A 19,809-nucleotide genomic window follows, 5' to 3' on the forward strand; every position below is an offset into this window, starting at 1 on the left:
GACTGGCACCGCGCGGTCCCGGACAATACATGTCTATCGACTCAGGACCTTCACGCAGCACCATGGCCGACGAAAAACTTCCCCGCGATCCCCTGAAGCGCGAAGCAGCGATTGCTGCGGCGCGGCCGGAGGCGCCGGCGCGGCCCTTCATTCATCTGCGCGTGCATTCGGCCTATTCGCTGCTGGAAGGCGCCTTGCAGATCGGCAAGGTGGTGGCTCACGCGGTCAAGGACGAAGCCCCGGCCATTGCTGTCACCGACACCAACAATCTGTTCGGCGCGCTCGAGTTCGCCCAGAAGGCGGTGAAGGACGGCATCCAGCCGATCATCGGCTGCCAGACCGCGCTCGCCTTTTCCGGCGAAAACAGCGATGGCCAGCGTGACCGCCGGCGGCAAGGCCCTGATATGCGGCCAGTCGTCCTGCTCGCCGCGACCGAGGCCGGCTATTCCAATCTGGTCAGGCTGGTCAGCCGCGTTTACCTCGAAACGCCGCCAGGCGAGGCCGTGCACCTGACCACCGAAATGATGCAAGGCTATTGTGACGGGCTGATCTGCCTCAGCGGTGGGCCGCGCGGCCCGATCGGCATTGCACTCAAGGAAGACCGCCGCGATCTGGCCGAAGCACGGCTTTTGACCCTGAAGGCGATGTTCGGTGACCGTCTTTATGTCGAGCTTGACCGGGTGTCCGGCTATGACCGCGTGATCGAGAAATCCTCGATCGACCTGGCTTATGCGCATGAACTGCCTCTGGTCGCCACCAACGAGGCGTTCTTCTCGGCCCGCGACGACTATGATGCGCATGACGCGCTGATCGCCATTGCCGAGGGGTCGGTCGTTGCAGTCGACAACCGCCGCCGGCTATCGCCGGACAATTTCCTGCGCAGCCAGGCCGATATGGCCAGGCTGTTTGCCGACCTGCCGGAGGCGATCGACAACACGGTCGAGATCGCGCTGCGCTGCTCCTACTACCCGAAGACCCGCAACCCGATCCTGCCGCGCTTTACCGGCGGCGATGTCGCCGACAATGAGGCTGCCGTGCAGGCGGAAGCCGACGAACTGGCCCGCCAAGCGCATGAGGGGCTCGACGCGCGGCTGGCCGCGCATGGCCCGACAGCCGGCTACACGGTCGAGCAATATCGCGAGCGGTTGAATTTCGAGCTCGGCATCATCACCAAGATGAAGTTCCCCGGCTACTTCCTGATCGTTGCCGACTTCATCAAATGGGCCAAGGCGCAAGGGATTCCGGTCGGGCCGGGACGCGGTTCGGGCGCAGGCTCGCTGGTCGCCTATTCGACGACCATCACCGACATCGATCCGCTGCGCTTCTCGCTTCTGTTCGAGCGCTTCCTCAATCCCGACCGCGTGTCGATGCCCGACTTCGATATCGACTTCTGCCAGGATCGACGTGAGGAGGTCATCCGCTACGTCCAGCAGAAATACGGTCGCGACCAGGTCGGCCAGATCATCACCTTCGGTACGCTGCAGGCGCGCGCCGTGCTGCGCGACGTCGGCCGCGTGCTGCAGATGCCCTATGGCCAGGTCGACAAGCTCTCCAAGATGGTGCCGCAGAATCCGGCCAATCCGGTCAAGCTCGCCGACGCCATCGCCAACGAGCCGCGCTTTGCCGAAGAGGCCGAGAGGGAGCCGATCGTCCAGACGCTGCTCGACATGGCGCAGAAGCTGGAAGGCCTCTACCGCCACGCCTCGACCCACGCCGCCGGCATCGTCATCGGCGACCGGCCGCTGTCGGAACTGGTGCCGATGTACCGCGATCCGCGCTCGGACATGCCGGTCACCCAGTTCAACATGAAATATGTCGAGCAGGCCGGATTGGTAAAGTTCGACTTCCTCGGCCTGAAGACGCTGACGGTGCTGGAAACGGCGGTGAAGCTGATCCGCCGGCGCGGCATCGAGATCGACCTGGCGACCATCCCGCTCGACGATCCTGACACCTATGCCATGCTGTCGCGCGGCGAGGTGGTTGGTGTGTTCCAGGTGGAAAGTGCGGGCATGCGCAAGGCGCTGATCGGCATGCGGCCCGACTGCATCGAGGACATCATCGCGCTGGTCGCGCTGTACCGGCCGGGGCCGATGGAGAACATCCCGACCTACAACGCCCGCAAGCATGGCGAGGAGGAGATGGCGTCGATCCATCCCAAGATCGACCATCTGGTGAAGGAGACGCAAGGCGTCATCGTCTACCAGGAACAGGTGATGCAGATCGCGCAGGAGCTGTCGGGCTACTCGCTCGGCGAAGCCGATCTGCTGCGCCGCGCCATGGGCAAGAAGATCCGCGCCGAGATGGACAAGCAGCGCGAGCGCTTCGTCTCCGGCGCGGTCGAGCGTGGCGTCGGCAAGCCGCAAGCCGACTTCATTTTCGACCTGCTGGCCAAGTTCGCCGACTATGGTTTCAACAAATCGCACGCCGCGGCATACGCGGTCGTCTCGTACCAGACCGCCTATCTCAAGGCGCATTATCCGGTCGAGTTCCTGGCGGCGTCGATGACACTCGACATGGGCAACACCGACAAGCTCGCCGATTTCCGCCAGGACGCGCTGCGCCTCGGCATCGAGGTTCTGGCGCCGTCGGTGATATCGAGCTTCCGTGCCTTCGAGGTCGGCGAGAACCGCATCTATTATTCGCTGGCAGCGCTCAAGGGCGTCGGCGACGCGGCGGTGGAGCACATCGTTGCTCAGCGTGGCGCAAAGCCGTTCAAGAACCTCGCCGATTTCTGCGAGCGGGTCGATCCCAAGATCGTCGGCAAGCGCGTCTTCGAAAGCCTGATCATGGCCGGCGCGCTCGACTGCTTCGGCCACGACCGCGCGTCGATGATGGCGGGCGTGGAACGCATGATGGGGCTGGCGTCGCTGGCGCAGCAGAACGCGGTTTCCGGCCAGCACGACATCTTCGGCGCCTCGCTCGGCGCGCAGTCGCAGGCGCTCAATCTGCCGGCGACGGACCCGTGGCTCGCCGCCGACCGGCTGCACCGTGAATTCCAGGTGGTCGGCTTCTATCTCTCGGCACACCCGCTCGACGAGTACAAGGCGGCCCTGCAGAAGATGCGGGTGCAGACGTGGGCGGAGTTTTCGGCGGCCGTCAAGCGCGGCGCCGCCGCAGGACGTCTGGCCGGGACGGTGACATCCAAGCAGGAGCGCAAGACGCGCACCGGCAACAAGATGGGCGTCATCGCCTTTTCCGATACATCCGGTCAGTACGAAGCCGTGCTGTTTTCGGAAGGACTTGCGCAGTACCGCGACCTGCTCGAGGCCGGCCGCTCCGTCGTTATCACGGTTGCGGCCGAGGACAGGCCGGAAGGCGTCAATCTGCGCATCAACTCGGTACAATCGCTGGAGGACGAGGCAAGCCGTATCCAGAAGGCCCTGCGCATTTTCGTCCGCAACGCCACGCCGATCAACACGCTGGCCGGCCAACTGACTGTAAGGGGCGAGGGGCAGGTCAGTTTCGTGCTGATCAAGGAAGAGGGCGAGGGGGAAATCGAGATCGAGTTGCCCAACCGCTACCGTATTTCGCCACAGATCGCCTCGGCGATGCGCGCGGTGCCCGGCGTGGTCGAAGTGGAACTGGTGTAAGCTGTGCTGATATTCAGGTGATGCCGGCCTGCAAACGATGGTTTTCTGCGCTTCCGGTGCTCACGGACCCAGACGTCCGCTCCGCTCCGGTTCTCGAAACCCACCGTTTTCGACTCGGCCTGACCTGAATCTCAACACACCTTGGTCGGTCCTTCAGGCGAACCTGTTTACCGGCACGCAAAACCGTCTATACCTTTAATCCCGTGGGCACCGTCTCATCGAACCGATAATCAGGAACCGGAACTGCTGATATGGCACCGTCCATGCAGCAGGCGAGGCTTCCGAATCTTTCGAGGTTACGATGAACGACACAAGCTCCATCCGTTTCGGACGTGTTGCCGCCATGCTGCCTGTCCGTGACATGCAAAGGGCCATCGCCTTCTATTGTGGCGTGCTCGGTTTTTCCAAGACATTCGAGAATGGCGATCCGGTCGGCTTCATGATCCTGAAACGTGACGACGCCGAACTGCATTTGACCTTGCAGAAGGATCACCGCGCGGCGCATTTCAATGTCGCGCACATGATGGTCGAGAACGTCAACGCCTTGCACGATGTCTGCAAGGCGCACGGTCTTCGCATCGTCAAGGGCTTGCGTGATCATGACTACGGCTTGCGCGCTTTCGTCTTCGAGGATCCCGACGGCAATCGCATAGATGTCGGCCAGCACATCGCGGATTGAGTTTGCGCTAGCTAGGCCTGACGTCGTGCGCAATAGGGCCAGGACACCGGGCGTGGTTGAAGTGGAGCTGGTTTGCACCACATGCCCTGAACACGCTCGAAAGACCGTGAAACTGGTTCTTCGAAATCCACCTTAAAATCAGCGCTGCGGCCGCGCCGCTAGCCGACAAAGGAACTTGTCCCATGCCCAGCCGCGAACGCGTTGAAACCTTCCTCAAGGAAGTGGTCGAAGGCAGCCATGTCACGGCGATCGCCGACTTCTACCATGACGATGCGACCATGCAGGAGAATCTCGGCGCCCCGCGCAGCGGCAGGGAAGCGCTGATGGCACGGGAGCAATCGGTTCTGGAACGGATCCAGAAGATGCATACGCATCCGGTCCAGATTTTTCTGGTCGACGGCGACAATGTCGCTATCCGCTGGACGTTCGACAGGATCGACAAGGACGGCACCGTCAGGCGCCTGGAAGAGGTGGCGCTTCAGCAGTGGCGCGGTGATCGCATCGCCAAGGAACAGTTCTTCTACGATACCGCCACCGCCTGGGGTCTTGTCGGACCAGATGGCACAGTGGTGCAAGGCTGAGGGATCCCGCAGCTTAAGCCACTGGACGGCCTTGGCTGCGGACGCTACGCAATCCTCATGAAAATGGCGGGCAAGGACGGATTGCAGGAAAATTCGGCGATGACGCGGCTGCGCAAACCGGCTGCGCAAGCTTTATCATGGGCGCACGCCGGCCGCTTTCCGGTTCCAGCTGGTGGCTGTCGTCATCGACCTCGCCATCATTGCCTTCTTCATCGCGACGCCGGTTCTCCAGGACAAGCCGTCATTCCTCTGGCTCGACTATTCGGCGGCCGCTCTCGTCGCCGCCGACCTGGTTGCCCGGCTGCTCGCCTCCAACGACATGCTGCGGCTGATGAAGCAGCCGACGTCTTGGGTCGATGTCTTCATCCTGCTGACGTTGCTGATGCCGACGGCTTTCGCCAATCTCGCCTTCCTGCGCATCCTGCGGCTGTGGTCGCTGTCGCGCAGCGGTTCGCTCTGGCGGCATTTCGAGATGCGCGGCCTGAGGCCGTGGCGCGAGGCCAGCCACGCTGTCATCAACCTTTTGACGTTCCTGTTTGTCATCACCGGCTTCGTCTACACCTTCTTCTTCCGCACCGGCGCCGGCCTCGAAAACTACATCGACGCGCTCTATTTCACCGTTGCAACGGTGACGACGACCGGCTTCGGCGACATCGTGCTGCCCGGCATAGCCGGCAAGCTGACCGCAATCGTCACCATGATCATCGGCATATCGCTGTTCGTCAGGCTGGCGCAGGCGATCTTCCGGCCGTCCAAGGTGTTCTTTCCCTGTCCGCAATGCGGCTTGCAGCGGCATGAGCCGGATGCCGTGCATTGCAAGGCGTGCGGCCATCTTCTCAACATACCCGACGACGGGAACTGACCGGCGCGGTGTTACGACGCTGCCACGTCGGCCGGCCTTATCGCCTTTCGCTGAAGGTTGAGCAAATTGCCCATCAGGATCAGCAGCGCGCCGCCGGCGGTGAAGGCGTCGATCTGCTCGCTATAGAGCAACCAGCCGATCAGCGCCGACAGTGGCACGCGCAGGAAATCCATCGGCGAGATGACGGTGGCATCGGCATAGCCAAGCGCGCGGGCCATGCAGAAATGCGACGACATGCCGGTGAAGCCAATCAGTACGATCCATGGCCATAGCGCCAGCGGCGGGTTGCGCCACGTACAGAGCGCCGGAACCAGGCCGACCACAGACTGGATGATCAGCATCCAGAAGATAATGCGCACGACGCTCTCCGTCCGCGTCAGCGACTTGACCGTGACCACCGAGATGCCGAAGCAGACGGCGGCGCCGAGCACGACGAGATGTCCCGGATCGACCGAGCCGGCTCCGGGGCGCACGATGATCACCACGCCGATCAGCCCCAGCACGATCGCTGCGAGCCTTGGCCGCGAGAGCCTTTCGCCGAGAAAAATCACCGCCAGGATAGCCGTCCAGATCGGTGTGGTGAATTCGATCGAGATCAGCACGGCCAGCGGGATCAGCGTCAAGGCGTAGAGCCAGGCCGCCTGGCCGGTATAGTGGATGATGTTGCGGGCGATATGGGCGACGGGGCGCTGCGTGCGCATGGCTGGAAAGCCGCCGCTCGTCATCACCAGCGGCAGAAGGATGAAAAAGCCGATCACCGAGCGCAGTTCCAGCACCTGGAAGACGTTGAGCTCGGCTGTCGTGGCGCGGCCGGCGACCGACATCGCCAGGAACGAGGCAATCGACAGCGCCATCCAGAACGCGGCCTTTGGAATCGAGGGGGCAGGTGCCATCCGCGCTATGTCGCAGGCCAGGGCCTCTGCCGCAATCGCTAGCCGTTGCCTTCTTCTGGGCCAGTCGCAACGGCTGGATGCTGCAAAAACAGTCATGTGGCGAGCGGAACCTGCCACGGCAAAGGGCGTTAAGTCCCGATATTCAGCCGTGCATCGTGTTGCAGGCCGTCCCGCTGTTTCCAAGATTGACGAGGAGAGCTTCGATGAGATCATTCGCGCAATTCGCGCTTGCTGGCGTTCTATTGCTTGGAGCAGGCGCGGCACATGCCGACGAGACCAAATTTCTCCAGTCGTTCAAGGGCAATTTCGCCGGCAAGGGTACTGTCCAGGTAACCACGGATGTGCCGAACGTTGGTGTATCTTGCAGCTTCAAGTCAAACGCGACCTCAACCTCGCTCTCGCTGGATGGCAATTGCCGCGGTCTCGTGGTGGTGTCGCGGGCCATCAGTGCCAATCTGAAGGTCACGGGTGCGAAATACAGCGGCATTTATGTCGGCTCTCGTACCGGGCCGGCACAGCTGACCGGCAGCCGTTCGGGCAACGCGATCAATCTTGGCATCCGCTGGGCCAAGGAAGTCAACGGTGACCGCAAGGCCCAGATGACGGTCGAGAAGCGAGGCGAGAACGGTATCCGGCTGACGGTTATCGATACCGATCCGAAAACCGGCAAGAGCGTGGTGACGAGCAGGATCGATCTGACGCGCACCTGACGGATGGCCTGACCTGAATCAGCGCGAGCCAGGCCGCCTAGCTGGTGTAATGGATGACGTTGCGGGCGAGGGGGCAGGTGCCATGCGCGCTATCTCGCAAGCCGCGACCTTTATCGCAACCGCTAGTCGCCGCATTCGACTGGGCCGCCGTCATCCGGCTGATCATCCTCACTGTCGAGAGCGTCATCCTGCGGCCTGGAATTAATTCACCGCAGTGTCGCGCCAAGTCTCCTCCGCCAGCATGTCGCGCAGTTCGCGCTTCAAGGTCTTCCCATAGCTTGATTTCGGCAGCTCGGCGAGGAATCGGTAAGCCTTCGGCCGCTTGAAGCGTGCGATATGGTTTTGGCACAAGGCGTCAAGTTCGGCTGCTGTCGGGTTGCTGCCGGGCCTTGCAACGACAAAGGCGACAACCTCCTCTCCCCACTCGGCGTGAGGGCGGCCGACAACCGAAACTTCAGAGACGGCCTCGTGCTTCAGCAGCACCTCCTCGACTTCCCGAGGATAAATGTTGCTGCCGCCGGAGATGATCAGATCCTTCGATCTGTCGAGCAGTGTCAGGAACCCGTCCTTGTCCATGACCCCGACGTCGCCCGTATGCAGCCAGCCGTTGCGTAGCGCGGCCGCGCTAGCTTCCTCGTTCTGCCAATAGCCGGCGAACACCGACTCGCCACGCGCGCAAATCTCGCCCATCTCGCCGGCTAGCAGCGGCCGGTCGTCTGCATCCATCACCGCGCAGTCGACGACAGCTTGCGGGAAGCCTGCCGATCCGATCAGCGCCTCCCACCTGGGGTTCGAGCGGTCGGCGTAGAAACGTTTGGCGAGCCCGGTGATGCACATTGGGGCCTCCCCCTGGCCGTACAACTGCGCGAGGCGCGGACCCAGCACATCCAGGGCGCGCTTGACGTCTTCCACCAGCATGGGCGCGCCGCCGTAGATGATCGTTTTCAACCCCGACAGATCCGAGTCGCCAATTGCCGGATGATTGACGAGCCGGTGCACCATGGTCGGCGCCGCGAAAAGACTGAGTCTCTGATGCACCTTAGCCAGTTCAAGAATCTCCAGCGGATCGAAGCCGCCAGATTCGGGGATGATTTGAGTAGCCAAGCCCAACACATGAGGAAAGATGTAGAGCCCCGAGCCGTGCGACATGGGTGCTGCGTGCAGGATCGAATCGCCCGGCGCAATCATGTCGATGTCAATGAAGTAGCTGGCGGACATTGCCAGTATGTTGCGATGGGTGATCATAGCCCCCTTCGGACGGCCGGTGGTACCTGACGTGTAAAAGAGCCAGCACAGGTCTTCAGGAAGGGCCGCCCATCGGCCTTCGATCGCTTCGCATTTCAGTGCATCGCTGTACTCGCTGCTCGCCACGTCGATGATGCTCTTTAGTCTCGGGACAGAGCGCCCCGCCTCGTTAAGCGCGCCGGCAAGGTCGACCGTCACGAATGCCGCCGTCGTGCCCGAATGCTCCAGCATGTAGGCTATTTCCCGGGGATGCAGCTTCGCGTTCATCGGCACGGCGACCAAGCCTGCTTTCCAGATGCCGAACATCACCTCGACGTACTCGGGCGCATTCTTCATCAGGAGTGCGACGCGTTCGCCTGCGGCCAGATTCAGCCGGTTCTTGAGGAATCCGGCAATTGCCTCTGAGCGGGCTTTCAGCGCCGCATATGTGTGAAGCGCGCGGGGTCCGTGTGCAATCGCAACCGCGTTCGGTGCAATCCGGGCTGCCCGATCGAGAATGCCAGCGATAGACATGGACCACCCCCGGATCGATCATCAGGCCCGCCAGCAAACAACGGCGAAAGGCCGAGGTCAAGGCACTGCCACAATCGCCTCGGTAACTGCTACTGGCGCCGATCCCGGATCGGCAAGAACGTCATAATGGGCCAGATCGATATGAGCCGGATCGACTTGCGGCGCATCTGAAGGCCTCAGTCCTCCAGCGGTTCCGGCGGGTGGGCATCGCGGCCTTTGCCGAAGGTGTAGCCGGTTTCCACCGCCTTGCGGCCGAACTTGTCGCGCAGGGTGTCGATGGCGCCTTCGGCCATGGCGCGCTTGCGCGACTGGACGTCGACCAGGTCGGGCGGGTCGGCCTTGTCATCGTCCGAGAGGTCGCTGACGCCGATGCCGAGCAGCCGATATTTCGTGCCGTCGGTTTCCTTGCGCAGCAGCTCCACTCCGGTCTGGAAGATGCGGTCGGCGAGCCGGGTCGGGTCGCCGAGCTGGCGATTGCGCGTGCGCAGCTTGAAATCCTGGGTCTTCAGCTTCAGCACCACGGTGCGCCCCGCAATGCCGGACTTTTTCAGCCGTGCCGAGACTTTTTCCGAAAGGCCCCTCAGCACCGCGACCAACTCGTCCAGCGACGCGATGTCGGTGTCGAAGGTGGTTTCGGCCGATACGCTCTTGGCGTCCTGGTCGGGATCGACGCGGCGGACGTCCTCGCCGCGCGAAAGGTGGTAGAGCCGGTCGCCCATCGTGCCGTAACGGCGCATGAGGTCGCCGCGATCCATCTGCTGCAACTGGCCGATGGTGCGGATGCCGTCACGCTCCAGCGTGGCGTTGAACGCCTTGCCGACGCCCCAGATCATGGTCACCGGCTGCGCCGCCAGGAAGCCGACCGCCTCGGCTTCGCCGATGACTGAGAAGCCGCGCGGTTTGCGGAAGTCCGAGGCTATCTTGGCGAGGAACTTGCAATAGGACAGGCCGGCCGAAACGGTGATGCCGACCTCCTTCTCGACCGCCAGCGCAAAGCGCGCCAGCACCACCGCCGGCGGCAGGCCATGCAGCCGTTCGGTGCCGGCGAGGTCGAGAAACGCCTCGTCGATGGAGAGCGGCTCGACCAGCGGCGTCAACGCCTGCATCATGGCGCGCACCTCGCGGCCGACGCGCACGTATTTTTCCATGTTGGGGCTGATGACGACCGCCTCGGGGCAGGCTTCGAGCGCCTTGAACATCGGCATTGCCGAGCGCACGCCCTGGATGCGCGCGATGTAGCAAGCGGTGGAGACGACGCCGCGCTTGCCGCCGCCGATGATCAGCGGCTTGTCCTTGAGCGCCGGATTGTCGCGCTTTTCGATCGCCGCATAAAAGGCGTCACAATCGATATGAGCCAGATGCAGCCGGTAGAGTTCGGCATGACGCGCAAGCCGGGGGCTGCCGCAGCGCTCGCAGCGGCGCGTCTGGCTGCGCTGAAACGTCAGGCAGTCGCGGCAAAAACCGTGATCGGGATTGTTGACAGGGGCCGCCATCGCTGCGAACATAAAGAGAACAGAAGCAATGGTACGACAGTGCAAGGCCAGCGACAAGGCTGGCCTGGGGAGAACTCATGAGCACGACCATAGCGCCGCTTACGCCTGAGCTTTGGGCTGAATTCGAGGACCTGTTCGGCAAGCAGGGCGCCTGCTACGGCTGCTGGTGCACGCATTTCCGGTTGGCACCGGCGGTGCGCCGCGAGAGCAGCCGGGAACGCAACAAGGACCATATCAAGGCGCGCATCGAAGCCGGTCCGCCACCGGGTTTGCTGGCATTCGAGGATGGTCAGGCGGTCGGCTGGATGCAGATCGGACCGCGCGCCGACGTGCCCGAATGGAACAATCAGGGCAGGGGGTCGGCACCGGTCGATCCTGCCGACGCCGCGGATCCGGCCGTCTGGGCGATTTCCTGCTTCTTCATCCGCAGCAAGGCGCGCGGCAGGGGCGTCACGCATCGCCTCGTCGAAAGCGGCATCGATTTCGCCCGCCAGAACGGCGCGCGGCTGGTCGAGGCCTGCCCGATAAACCTGTCGCGCGATTCACGTTCGATCGGCCTGTTCGTCGGCTCGTCGCGGGTCTTCGAGAAGGCTGGTTTCGAGAGGCTTGTGGAACGCAAGGCGGGCCGGCCACTGATGCGGCTGGTGCTTTGACGAGTCTTTTCGCACTGGCGCCTTGTTGATCTCACCTTGCGGTTGCAGTGGTAATTTCATACCAGACGAACGAAGCGTTCCTTCAAGGCCAAAACGGAGAATTCGCGTGAACCGTGCCCTGCCATTCGTGTTCCTTCTTGCGTTGAGTGCACCTGCTCTCGGTCAGACCGTCGACAGCCAGGGTGCGAAGCAATTGTCCGATGACCTGTCCCGCTATGTCGGCAAGCAGGCGATCGACAAAGGCATTTTGAAGGTTTCGCTCGAAGGCGGCGCCTACAAGATACTGTTTGATTTCAAGGCGCTTGCCGCATCATTCCCGGACCAGAAGCTGCTGAAATTCGACTTTGCGCCCTACGCGCTGATCGTCAAGCCGCGCAGCGATGGGGCCTGGGATGTCTCGATGGATTTTTCGCAGAGCGCCTCTTTCGATTTCAACGGGCCCGAGGGGCTGCAAAGCACGCAGTTTTCGATCAAGGACGGCAAGGGCTCGGGCGTCTACGATCCCAATCTGGCGGCCTTCACCAGCGGCACCAGCTCGATGGCCGGCATGACCATGGCATCGAAGGATGCCAAGCAGCACATGGAAGCCAGCACCGGGGCCGGCACCGCGACCATTGCCGCGACCAAGTCCGCGACCGGCGGCGTCGATTTCACGACCTCGCAAAAGGTGTCGAGCTTTGTCGAAGCGATCAATTTCGACGATCCGGAGAGCGGGTTGAAATTCCCGGTCACCCTCAAATCGCCGGAACTGTCGGTCGAAGCCAGCGGCAAGGGCGTGCGGACAAGGCCGTTGCTCGATCTCCTGGCATTTGCCGTGGCCAATGAAAACGAAGCGACGCTGAAGGCCAACCAGGCGCAGCTCAAATCGCTTCTGCTCGCCGCCTTGCCGCTTTGGGAGCGTGTCGAGGGAACCTATGGCTTCAAGGATTTCGCGGTGGAAAGCCCGGTCGGCAATTTCGGCGCCACCCAGCTCAGCACTGCGTTCGCCACCGACGGCGTCGCCCAGAACGGCAAGATCACCTATGGCATCAAGGCGTCGGGGCTGACCGTGCCGCGGCAGCTTGTGCCGAGCTGGAGCGTCGCGCTGCTGCCCACCGATATCGACCTGAACTTCGGCGGCGCCAATATCGACCTCGACAGCATGGCGAAGAAGGCGATTGAAGCCTTTGATCTCAATCAGGATCCGCCGCTGTCGGCCGAATTCGGCGAGCAGCTCAAAGCCGACTTCATGGCCAAGACGCCGAAGGTCGTCCTCGGCCACAGCACCATGAAGAACAAGGACACGGAGATCGCGCTGGAAGGCGAGATGACGTTCCCCGGCGAAAAGCCCGAAGGAAAGGTGACGGTCGATGTCACCGGCTTCGACAAGATGATCGAAGGCCTGCAGGAGGCGGCAAAGTCGGAACCGGAGGTGGCGCAATATGTGCCTGTCGCCCTCATGGCGAAAGGTTTTGGCAAGACACTGCCTGACGGCCGGCTGGAATGGATCGTCAATGCCATGGCCGATGGTTCGGTCACCGTCAACGGCGTCATGCTGAAGCCCGCCGATCCGGCCGTGGACGACAGCGTGGATGATGGTGACAGCGGGGACGATGACGGTGGAGACGCCAGCGGTAGCGACAATGGCGGGGCAGGGGCGAAACTGAACCCTTAAGGGCTAGGGGCTTTAGAGCCCCAGCGCGCTCGCGATCTTCGGCGCGGCTTCATGCCAGTCCTCGACGACGATGACATCATCCGGGACCGGCGGCAGGAACGCGCGCAACGAATTGTCGGCCATCAGGTGGATGAGTTCGGCGTCGGCGACCGATCCCCGCACCGACGCCAGATTGTGGGGCTGATCGTCGACGAAGACCACCGGCCTGGCGGCCTTGCCGCGCAGCTTGGCCACTGCCGGTCCCTTGGCCATTTCGGTGGTCAGAAGCGGGTAGTTTAGCCCGAGGGCATCGAGATGGGCACGACGCACGGCACGGTGTCTGTGCGGCATGGCCGTCAGCAAGATGATTTCCGCGCGGTCGCCGAGCCCTGCCAGGGCCTCTGCCGCGCCGTCGGTGACGCTCTGCCAGTCGGCTTGCGCGTCAAAGAAATCGCCTAGGATCGCCGTGACTTCGGGCTGTTCGATCAGGCGCCCGCTCGCCGTCTCGGCAATATTGCCGGTCAGCCGGAAGGAGGCCAGCGTCAGGCCGAAGCCGCGCGCCTTGAGGAAATTCGGAAACGGGCGGATGAATTCGAGCACGACGTCGTCGACGTCGAGCACCAGCAGCGGCCGGTCGTCGGCCGCAAGTTCCTCGATCTGGCGCGCGGTTTCGGGATCATCGCTCATGTCGAATGCTCGTGGTTGTCGTCGCCCAGCGGCAGCGACCGCAAGGCCTTGCCGACAGCGGCCGGCGGCGTGCCGGTTTCCTCGGCAAAGCGCATCAGCGTCGGCTCGTGGGCGAGAATGAACTGCAGGACACCGGCCAGGAACCCCGGTTCACTCGCGGCTTTGCGGATCGAATGCGCCTCTATGCCGGTGATTGCCAGAAAGCGCGGCAACAACTCCGGATCGGAGGCGACGAAGCCCAGGGCCTTCACGGCAATCGATTCCGCTTCTTCGCGCATTGACGCTGCGTTTGCCATCACTACCTTCGGTGTGTGGAATGAGTCTCTCCCGCAGTAATGGCAAGAGCTGCTAGCGGCAAGCCATTAGAGCGTGGCGCGCCCTTTGGACGCGTAGGGACGAGGTGGAATTTGCGCTGTTTTCCAGCCGCGGATTTCCGTTTCGTCAATCATATTGCCGTAAAGTGAAGCAGGGTTTGGTGCGTCTAGACATGGGCGCATGACGGTCGCCTTCGAACGGAAGGACGACCGGGACGGGATATCGATGCCGAAGAAGGTCATGATCGTCGAGGACAATGAGCTCAACATGAAGCTCTTTCGGGACCTCATCGAGGCAAGCGGTTACGAGACCGTGCGCACCCGCAACGGTCTGGAAGCGCTCGATCTGGCGCGCCAGCACCGGCCGGATCTCATCCTGATGGATATCCAACTGCCTGAAGTGTCGGGGCTTGAAGTGACCAAATGGCTGAAGGAGGACGACGAGCTGCACGTCATCCCGGTCATAGCGGTGACCGCCTTTGCGATGAAGGGCGACGAGGAACGCATCCGCCAGGGTGGCTGCGAGGCCTATATTTCGAAGCCGATCTCGGTGCCGCGTTTCATCGAAACCATCAAATCCTATCTGGGTGATGCGTGATGTATCTTTTCAGCCGAGCCGGAGCCTTGTGAAATGACTGCGCGGATCCTCGTCGTCGACGACATCCCTGCCAATGTGCGGCTGCTGGAAGTTCGGCTGCTGGCCGAATATTTCGAAGTGCTGACGGCCACCAACGGGCCGGATGCGATTGAGACCTGCGAGAACGGCAAGGTCGATGTCGTGCTGCTCGACGTGATGATGCCTGATATGGACGGGTTCGAAGTCTGCCGGCGGCTGAAGAGCGATCCGGCGACATCGCACATTCCGGTGGTGATGATCACCGCGCTCGACCAGGTTTCCGACCGCGTACGCGGGCTCGAGGCCGGCGCCGACGATTTCCTGACCAAGCCGGTCAACGACCTGCAGCTGATGACGCGCGTCAAGAGCCTGGTCCGCCTGAAGTCGCTGACCGACGAATTGCGGCTGCGCGCCTCGACGACGCGCAACATCGGCATCGAAGAGCTTTTGAGCCGCAATTTCGCGTCCGAGGACACGATTCCGAAAGTGCTTTTGATCGATGAGCGCAAATCATCCGTCGAGCGCGTCCAGAAGATGCTGCGCGACCGCGCCGACCTGGACGTCTCCAGCGATCCGCATGCCGGCTTCTTCCAGGCCGCCGAGACGTCCTATGAATGCGTGATGATCTCGACCGCGTTCGCCGACTTCGATCCGCTCAGGCTCTGTTCGCAGTTGCGCTCGCTCGATCGCACCCGTTTCGTGCCGATCATTCTTTTGGCGGATGAGGGCGAGGAGGAACGCATCATCCGCGGCCTCGAACTCGGCATCAACGACTATCTGATGCGGCCGATCGACCAGCAGGAGCTGACGGCACGGCTGCGCACCCAGGTGCGCCGCAAGCGCTACAACGACCAGCTGCGCGCCAGCGTCACCCAGACCATCGAAATGGCGGTGACCGACGGCCTGACCGGGCTGCACAACCGCCGCTATCTCGACAGCCATCTGCAGACGCTGTTCGATCGCGCCGTGGCACGGCGCCGGCCGCTGTCGGTGATGATCACAGACCTTGACCGTTTCAAATCGATCAACGACGCGCACGGCCATGACGGCGGCGACGAAGTGTTGCGGGAATTTGCGCGGCGGCTGCGCAAGAATGTCAGGGGTATCGACCTTGCCTGCCGTTTTGGCGGCGAGGAATTCGTCGTGGTGATGCCGGACACCGAGGGCGCGGTGGCCGAGAAGGTGGCCGAACGCATTCGCGCCGAAATTGCCCAGGCGCCTTTTGCCATCGGCCAGGACGGCAAGACGATCGAAGTCACAGTCAGCGTCGGCGTGTCGTCGGTGCTCAAGGGCGTGGATACGGTGGCGGCGCTGATGAAGCGTGCCGACCTCGCGCTCTACGAAGCCAAGAGCGGCGGCCGCAACCGCGTCGTCGCCAAGGCGGCGTAACGGTTCCAAGCCTGATTATCCTGTCAACCCGACAGGGTTACCCGTTTACCTTAATCCAAGCGATTCGCGAGCCTTGGTTAAGAAACTGTTGATTTTCATATGCTCTTGCGCAAGTGTGCAGGCCAAGACGAAGCCGGCACGAGGATAGACAGCCGGCTCCGATCCCCAGAATACCCCATGATGCTCAGGTCCGCCGCATCTCCTGGGTCCGTGGGGTCGGCCGGCCGGCGCTGGCACTTAGTGGCCTCCTCGTACCGCTGCCAAACGCCGACCGGCCCCCTTCTTTCCAAACGAACATCAGAGCTCCGTGCCAAAGCACGGAAGCCTCTGCGTTTTTGCGTGTGAAAATCCGGATATCGTTTTGGGACACGACGGCGATGGCCGTTCCGTACGCTGTCACCGTGCGAGAAGCTTGTTCGTGGCAGCCAGCGATGCGGGAAAGGGTACCCTCTCCACTTCATACATATGGCGCACAACGGGCTTGCGGCAAGACCCGGTTCCTCCCGTAAAACCACGACCCAAACCAAGGTTCGCAAAACGGGAGTGACGATGGTGATCTCAGATCATGCGGTGGTGATCGCCGGAGGCGGTCCAACGGGGCTGGTGCTGGCAGGCGAACTGGCGTTGGCGGGCATCGATGCTGCCATTGTCGAGCGGCGCCCGAACCAGGAACTCATCGGCTTGCGCGCAGGCGGCCTGCACGCCCGCACCATCGAGGTGCTCGACCAGCGCGGAATCGCCGATCGTTTCCTCTCGCAGGGACAGACATCGCCGTCCGTGGGCTTCCACATGATCCGGTTGGGCATCAGCGATTTTCCCACGCGGCACAATTATCTGCTGGCGCTGCGGCAAAACCATATCGAGCGGATCTTGGCCGACTGGATCAGCGGGTTGCAGGTGCCGATCTATCGCGGACAGGACGTTACGGGTTTCGCGCAGGATGATGGCGGCGTCGATGCCGAACTGTCCGATGGCCAACGATTGCGGACGCAGTATCTCGTCGGCTGCGACGGCGGGCGCAGCGTAATTCGAAAGGCGGCGGGCATCGAGTTCGCTGGACAGGATCCGACGATGAGTTGGATGATTGCCGAGGTCGAGATGTCGGAAGAGCCGGCATGGGGCTTTCGCAGCGACGCCCACGGTATCCATGCGATAGGCAAGATCGAGGAGGGCGGCCGGGTCGGTGTCGTGCTGACCGAGAGGCAACTGACCATCGGAGGCGAACCGACGTTGCGCGATCTCAGCGAGGCGCTCGTCGCGGTCTACGGCACCGACTATGGGGTCCACAACCCGACCTGGCTCTCCCGGTTCACGGACATGACGCGACAGGCCGCCGCTTATCGCGACAGACGCGTCCTGTTGGCCGGCGACGCCGCGCATATCCATCCGCCAATGGGCGGACAGGGGCTCAACATTGGCGCGCAGGACGCGGTGAACCTGGGGTGGAAACTGGCCCAGGTGGTCAAGCGGATATCACCGGAAGGCCTCCTAGACAGCTATCACGCCGAGCGTCATCCGATTGCCGCCCGCGTGTTGCGCAACGCGATGGCACAGGTTGCGCTTCGTCGCGTGGATGACCGCACCAAGGCATTGAACGACATCTTTGCCGAGTTGCTTGGCATGGAGGAGCCCCGCAAACGGATCGCCGCCGAGATGTCGGGCCTGGGTGTCCATTACGACCTCGGCGAGGGGCATCCCCTGCTTGGGCGGCGAATGCCCGACCTCGATCTGGTCACCGCCAACGGGCCGCTGCGGCTCTTCACCTTGCTGCACGACGCGCGGCCGCTGCTCCTCAACCTCGGTGAGCCCGGCAGACTCGACATCGCGCTTTGGGCCGACCGGGTCCGGCAGATCGACGCCTTGTATGCCAGTGCCTGGGAGCTCCCGGCTCTCGGAACGGTCACCGCGCCCGACGCCGTCTTGATCCGCCCCGATGGTTATGTGGCTTGGGTTGGGGTGGGAAGCCGAGAGGGGCTGGCTGAGGCCTTGACTACCTGGTTCGGACAGCCTGCCGCGAGTTAGATCAAAGCGGGCTGGCGCGATCTCCTGATCGCGATACGCTTTTAGACCAGGAATGGTGCCGCAGGCCTCTGCATCAGAAGCGTTCGCGATAATCGCGCGGGTTTGTGCCGAGGACGCGTAGAAAGCCGCGCCGCATCGTCTCTTCCGATCCGAAGCCGCAGCGGCGGGCCGTCTGGTTGACCGCCTGGCCCCGTTCCAGCATCCGTCGCGCCGCCTCGATCCGGATCTCCTCGATCGCGCGCGCAGGCGTGCGGCCCGTCGCCTCCCGATAGTGCCTGGAGAAACTGCGCGGGCTCATATTGGCGCGCTCGGCCAGGTTCGGCAGCGAAAGGTCGCCGTCCAGATTGTCCTGAATCCAGCCATGCAGGCGGTCGAAGCGTTCGTCGCCTTGTTGCAGCTTGAGCGTCTGGCTGAACTGCGCCTGACCACCGGGTCGTTTCAGGAAGACCACCAGCTCGCGCGCCACCGCAAGCGCCACGCGCCGGCCAAGGTCGGCCTCGACGAAGGAAAGGGCGAGATCTATGCCCGCCGTCACGCCTGCCGACGTCCAGACATTGCCGTCACGGATGAAGATCGGGTCGGGTTCGAGGCGCACCGCTGGAAAGCGCCGCGCGAACTCGGCGCAGCGTCCCCAGTGTGTGACCGCACGCCGGCCGTCGAGCAGTCCTGCCGTCGCCAGAAGCATGGCGCCGCTGCACACGGAAGCGGTTCGCGTGGCGTCGTGCGAGCGGCCGATGACCCATTGGAGGAGTTCGGGATCCTCGCAGGCCGCGTTGACGCCCCATCCGCCAGGCACGATCAGCGTGTCGATCTCCAGCCCGTGCATCGGCAGCGCCGCTGCCTCCAGCACGAGGCCGGCCGATGTCCTGATCCGCGGCGAGGCGGCGACGACCGCGACCTCGTAGGGAGCTGGTTCGCCGGCCTGCGTTCTGAAGTCGTTGGCGCTGGCGAAAACCTGAAGCGGCCCGCTGACATCGAGGAGTTGGATGTCGGGATAGGCAAGAATTTCGATATGGCGCATGGCGATATGGCTTGAAACGAGGGGTGATTGGCAATCGTGCCAAAGCATCATGCCTTAGATTGGCTGGAGTCAACCTATGGAGAGTTCCATGACCCTTCGTTTCGGCATCCTCGTCTTCCCCAATGTCCAGCAGCTTGACCTCACCGGCCCTTATGAAGTCCTGGCATCGGCAAAGGGCGCCGAGGTGGAATTGATCTGGAACGATCGCAATCCAGTGATGTCGTCGACGCGGCTGTCGCTCAACCCAACGGTGACCTTCGACGATTGCCCTCCTCTCGATGTGCTGTGCATTCCAGGTGGAGGCGGCGTCAATCCGCTGCTGGAGGACCGGACCGTCCTCGATTTCGTGCGAGCACGAGCAGCGCAGGCACGCTATGTCACCTCGGTATGCAGCGGCGCCCTGGTGCTCGGCGCCGCCGGCCTGCTCAAAGGCAAGCGGGCGACGACGCATTGGTACGCGCATGATTTCCTCGCCGAGTTCGGCGCCATTCCAGTCGACGAGCGAATTGTCGAGGACGGAAACCTGATAACCGCCGGCGGCGTCACCTCGGGGATCGATTTCGGTCTCGCCCTGGTCGCCAGGCTTCTCGGTCGGACCGAGGCCGAAACGGTGCAGCTCTCGCTCGAATATGCCCCGGCTCCTCCGTTCCAATCTGGCACGCCCGCACAGGCTTCGCCTGCCGTCCTGGCGGAAGCAAAGCGTCGGCTCGCGAGTTCAAGGCAGGTTCGCGAGGACATGTTCGCGCGCTGGCGCGCCACGCGCGCAGCCGTTACGCCGGCCTGAAGCCAAGCTTGAACTGACGGGCCGAACGGCGCCAAGGCGCGCCGGTCGGCTCGTCCTCGTTTCGGCTGTTGACACGTCTCTCCGTCCGTGCAGAATTGGTTGGACCATTGGACCACTTGTGCGT

16 protein-coding genes and 1 pseudogene are annotated in these 19,809 nt (G+C 62.9%); 11 read left to right on the forward strand and 6 right to left on the reverse strand.

What is annotated here, in order from left to right:
- Positions 1-62 precede the first annotated feature (62 nt).
- The 4 genes and pseudogenes from dnaE to HB777_10630 all read left to right on the forward strand — a co-directional run bounded on the left by dnaE (position 63) and on the right by HB777_10630 (position 5,712).
- Positions 63-3,590 carry a DNA polymerase III subunit alpha gene (gene dnaE / locus HB777_10615; GenBank protein QND68729.1) on the forward strand — a complete coding sequence of 1,176 codons (3,528 nt, stop codon included), beginning with the start codon at positions 63-65 and terminating at the stop codon, positions 3,588-3,590.
- Between the two features lie 301 nt (positions 3,591-3,891).
- Entirely contained in the window at positions 3,892-4,269 is a 378-nt protein-coding gene (locus HB777_10620) for a VOC family protein (protein ID QND64317.1), read from the forward strand.
- Positions 4,270-4,451: 182 nt separating this feature from the next.
- Complete coding sequence (locus HB777_10625) at positions 4,452-4,850, forward strand: nuclear transport factor 2 family protein (GenBank protein ID QND64318.1); 399 nt, start codon at positions 4,452-4,454, stop codon at positions 4,848-4,850.
- Positions 4,851-4,907: 57 nt separating this feature from the next.
- Positions 4,908-5,712: pseudogene (locus tag HB777_10630) on the forward strand (ion transporter).
- A gap of 11 nt (positions 5,713-5,723) precedes the next feature.
- On the opposite strand, the gene HB777_10635 reads toward HB777_10630, so the two are convergent.
- Positions 5,724-6,605 carry a DMT family transporter gene (locus tag HB777_10635; GenBank protein ID QND64319.1) on the reverse strand — a complete coding sequence of 294 codons (882 nt, stop codon included), beginning with the start codon at positions 6,603-6,605 and terminating at the stop codon, positions 5,724-5,726.
- A 203-nt stretch (positions 6,606-6,808) separates the two neighbouring features.
- Here HB777_10635 and HB777_10640 point away from each other — a divergent pair, with 203 nt between their 5' ends.
- Positions 6,809-7,315: a hypothetical protein gene (locus tag HB777_10640; GenBank protein QND68730.1), complete on the forward strand. Its 507-nt coding sequence runs from the start codon at positions 6,809-6,811 to the stop codon at positions 7,313-7,315.
- Between the two features lie 201 nt (positions 7,316-7,516).
- Here HB777_10640 and HB777_10645 read toward each other — a convergent pair whose 3' ends face one another.
- Together HB777_10645 and HB777_10650 are read right to left on the reverse strand one after the other, a co-directional pair.
- On the reverse strand, positions 7,517-9,073 hold the full coding sequence (locus HB777_10645; GenBank protein QND64320.1) for a long-chain fatty acid--CoA ligase: 1,557 nt from the start codon (positions 9,071-9,073) through the stop codon (positions 7,517-7,519).
- Between the two features lie 176 nt (positions 9,074-9,249).
- Positions 9,250-10,578, reverse strand: a complete 1,329-nt coding sequence (locus HB777_10650; GenBank protein ID QND64321.1) for a DNA polymerase IV — start codon at positions 10,576-10,578, stop codon at positions 9,250-9,252.
- Positions 10,579-10,643: 65 nt separating this feature from the next.
- Between HB777_10650 and HB777_10655 the strand changes: the two genes are divergently transcribed.
- Together HB777_10655 and HB777_10660 are read left to right on the forward strand one after the other, a co-directional pair.
- Positions 10,644-11,219 (forward strand): GNAT family N-acetyltransferase, encoded by a 576-nt coding sequence (locus HB777_10655; GenBank protein QND64322.1) that lies wholly within the window; start codon positions 10,644-10,646, stop codon positions 11,217-11,219.
- A gap of 106 nt (positions 11,220-11,325) precedes the next feature.
- Positions 11,326-12,873 (forward strand): hypothetical protein, encoded by a 1,548-nt coding sequence (locus HB777_10660; GenBank protein QND64323.1) that lies wholly within the window; start codon positions 11,326-11,328, stop codon positions 12,871-12,873.
- Positions 12,874-12,885: 12 nt separating this feature from the next.
- On the opposite strand, the gene HB777_10665 is transcribed toward HB777_10660, so the two are convergent.
- Together HB777_10665 and HB777_10670 are read right to left on the reverse strand one after the other, a co-directional pair.
- Positions 12,886-13,539 (reverse strand): hypothetical protein, encoded by a 654-nt coding sequence (locus HB777_10665; GenBank protein ID QND64324.1) that lies wholly within the window; start codon positions 13,537-13,539, stop codon positions 12,886-12,888.
- Entirely contained in the window at positions 13,536-13,835 is a 300-nt protein-coding gene (locus HB777_10670) for a DUF3572 domain-containing protein (GenBank protein QND64325.1), read from the reverse strand. Before HB777_10670 ends, HB777_10665 begins: the two co-directional genes overlap by 4 nt.
- A 244-nt stretch (positions 13,836-14,079) precedes the next feature.
- Here HB777_10670 and HB777_10675 point away from each other — a divergent pair, with 244 nt between their 5' ends.
- The 3 genes from HB777_10675 (at position 14,080) to HB777_10685 (ending at position 17,880) form a co-directional block, all read left to right on the forward strand.
- Positions 14,080-14,451: a response regulator gene (locus HB777_10675; protein ID QND68731.1), complete on the forward strand. Its 372-nt coding sequence runs from the start codon at positions 14,080-14,082 to the stop codon at positions 14,449-14,451.
- 33 nt (positions 14,452-14,484) lie between these two features.
- On the forward strand, positions 14,485-15,858 hold the full coding sequence (locus HB777_10680) for a PleD family two-component system response regulator (GenBank protein QND64326.1): 1,374 nt from the start codon (positions 14,485-14,487) through the stop codon (positions 15,856-15,858).
- 465 nt (positions 15,859-16,323) lie between these two features.
- Entirely contained in the window at positions 16,324-17,880 is a 1,557-nt protein-coding gene (locus tag HB777_10685) for a hypothetical protein (protein ID QND64327.1), read from the forward strand.
- A gap of 73 nt (positions 17,881-17,953) precedes the next feature.
- Here HB777_10685 and HB777_10690 read toward each other — a convergent pair whose 3' ends face one another.
- A complete protein-coding gene (locus HB777_10690) occupies positions 17,954-18,901 on the reverse strand; it encodes a GlxA family transcriptional regulator (GenBank protein ID QND64328.1) in 948 nt (315 codons plus the stop codon).
- Between the two features lie 88 nt (positions 18,902-18,989).
- On the opposite strand from HB777_10690, the gene HB777_10695 reads away from it, so the two are divergent.
- The gene (locus HB777_10695; protein QND64329.1) at positions 18,990-19,685 is read left to right on the forward strand and encodes a DJ-1/PfpI family protein; all 696 of its coding nucleotides are present in this window, start codon (positions 18,990-18,992) and stop codon (positions 19,683-19,685) included.
- Positions 19,686-19,809 lie beyond the last annotated feature (124 nt).

Source organism: Mesorhizobium loti (genome assembly GCA_014189435.1).
Classification (GTDB): Bacteria; Pseudomonadota; Alphaproteobacteria; order Rhizobiales; family Rhizobiaceae; genus Mesorhizobium; species Mesorhizobium loti_G.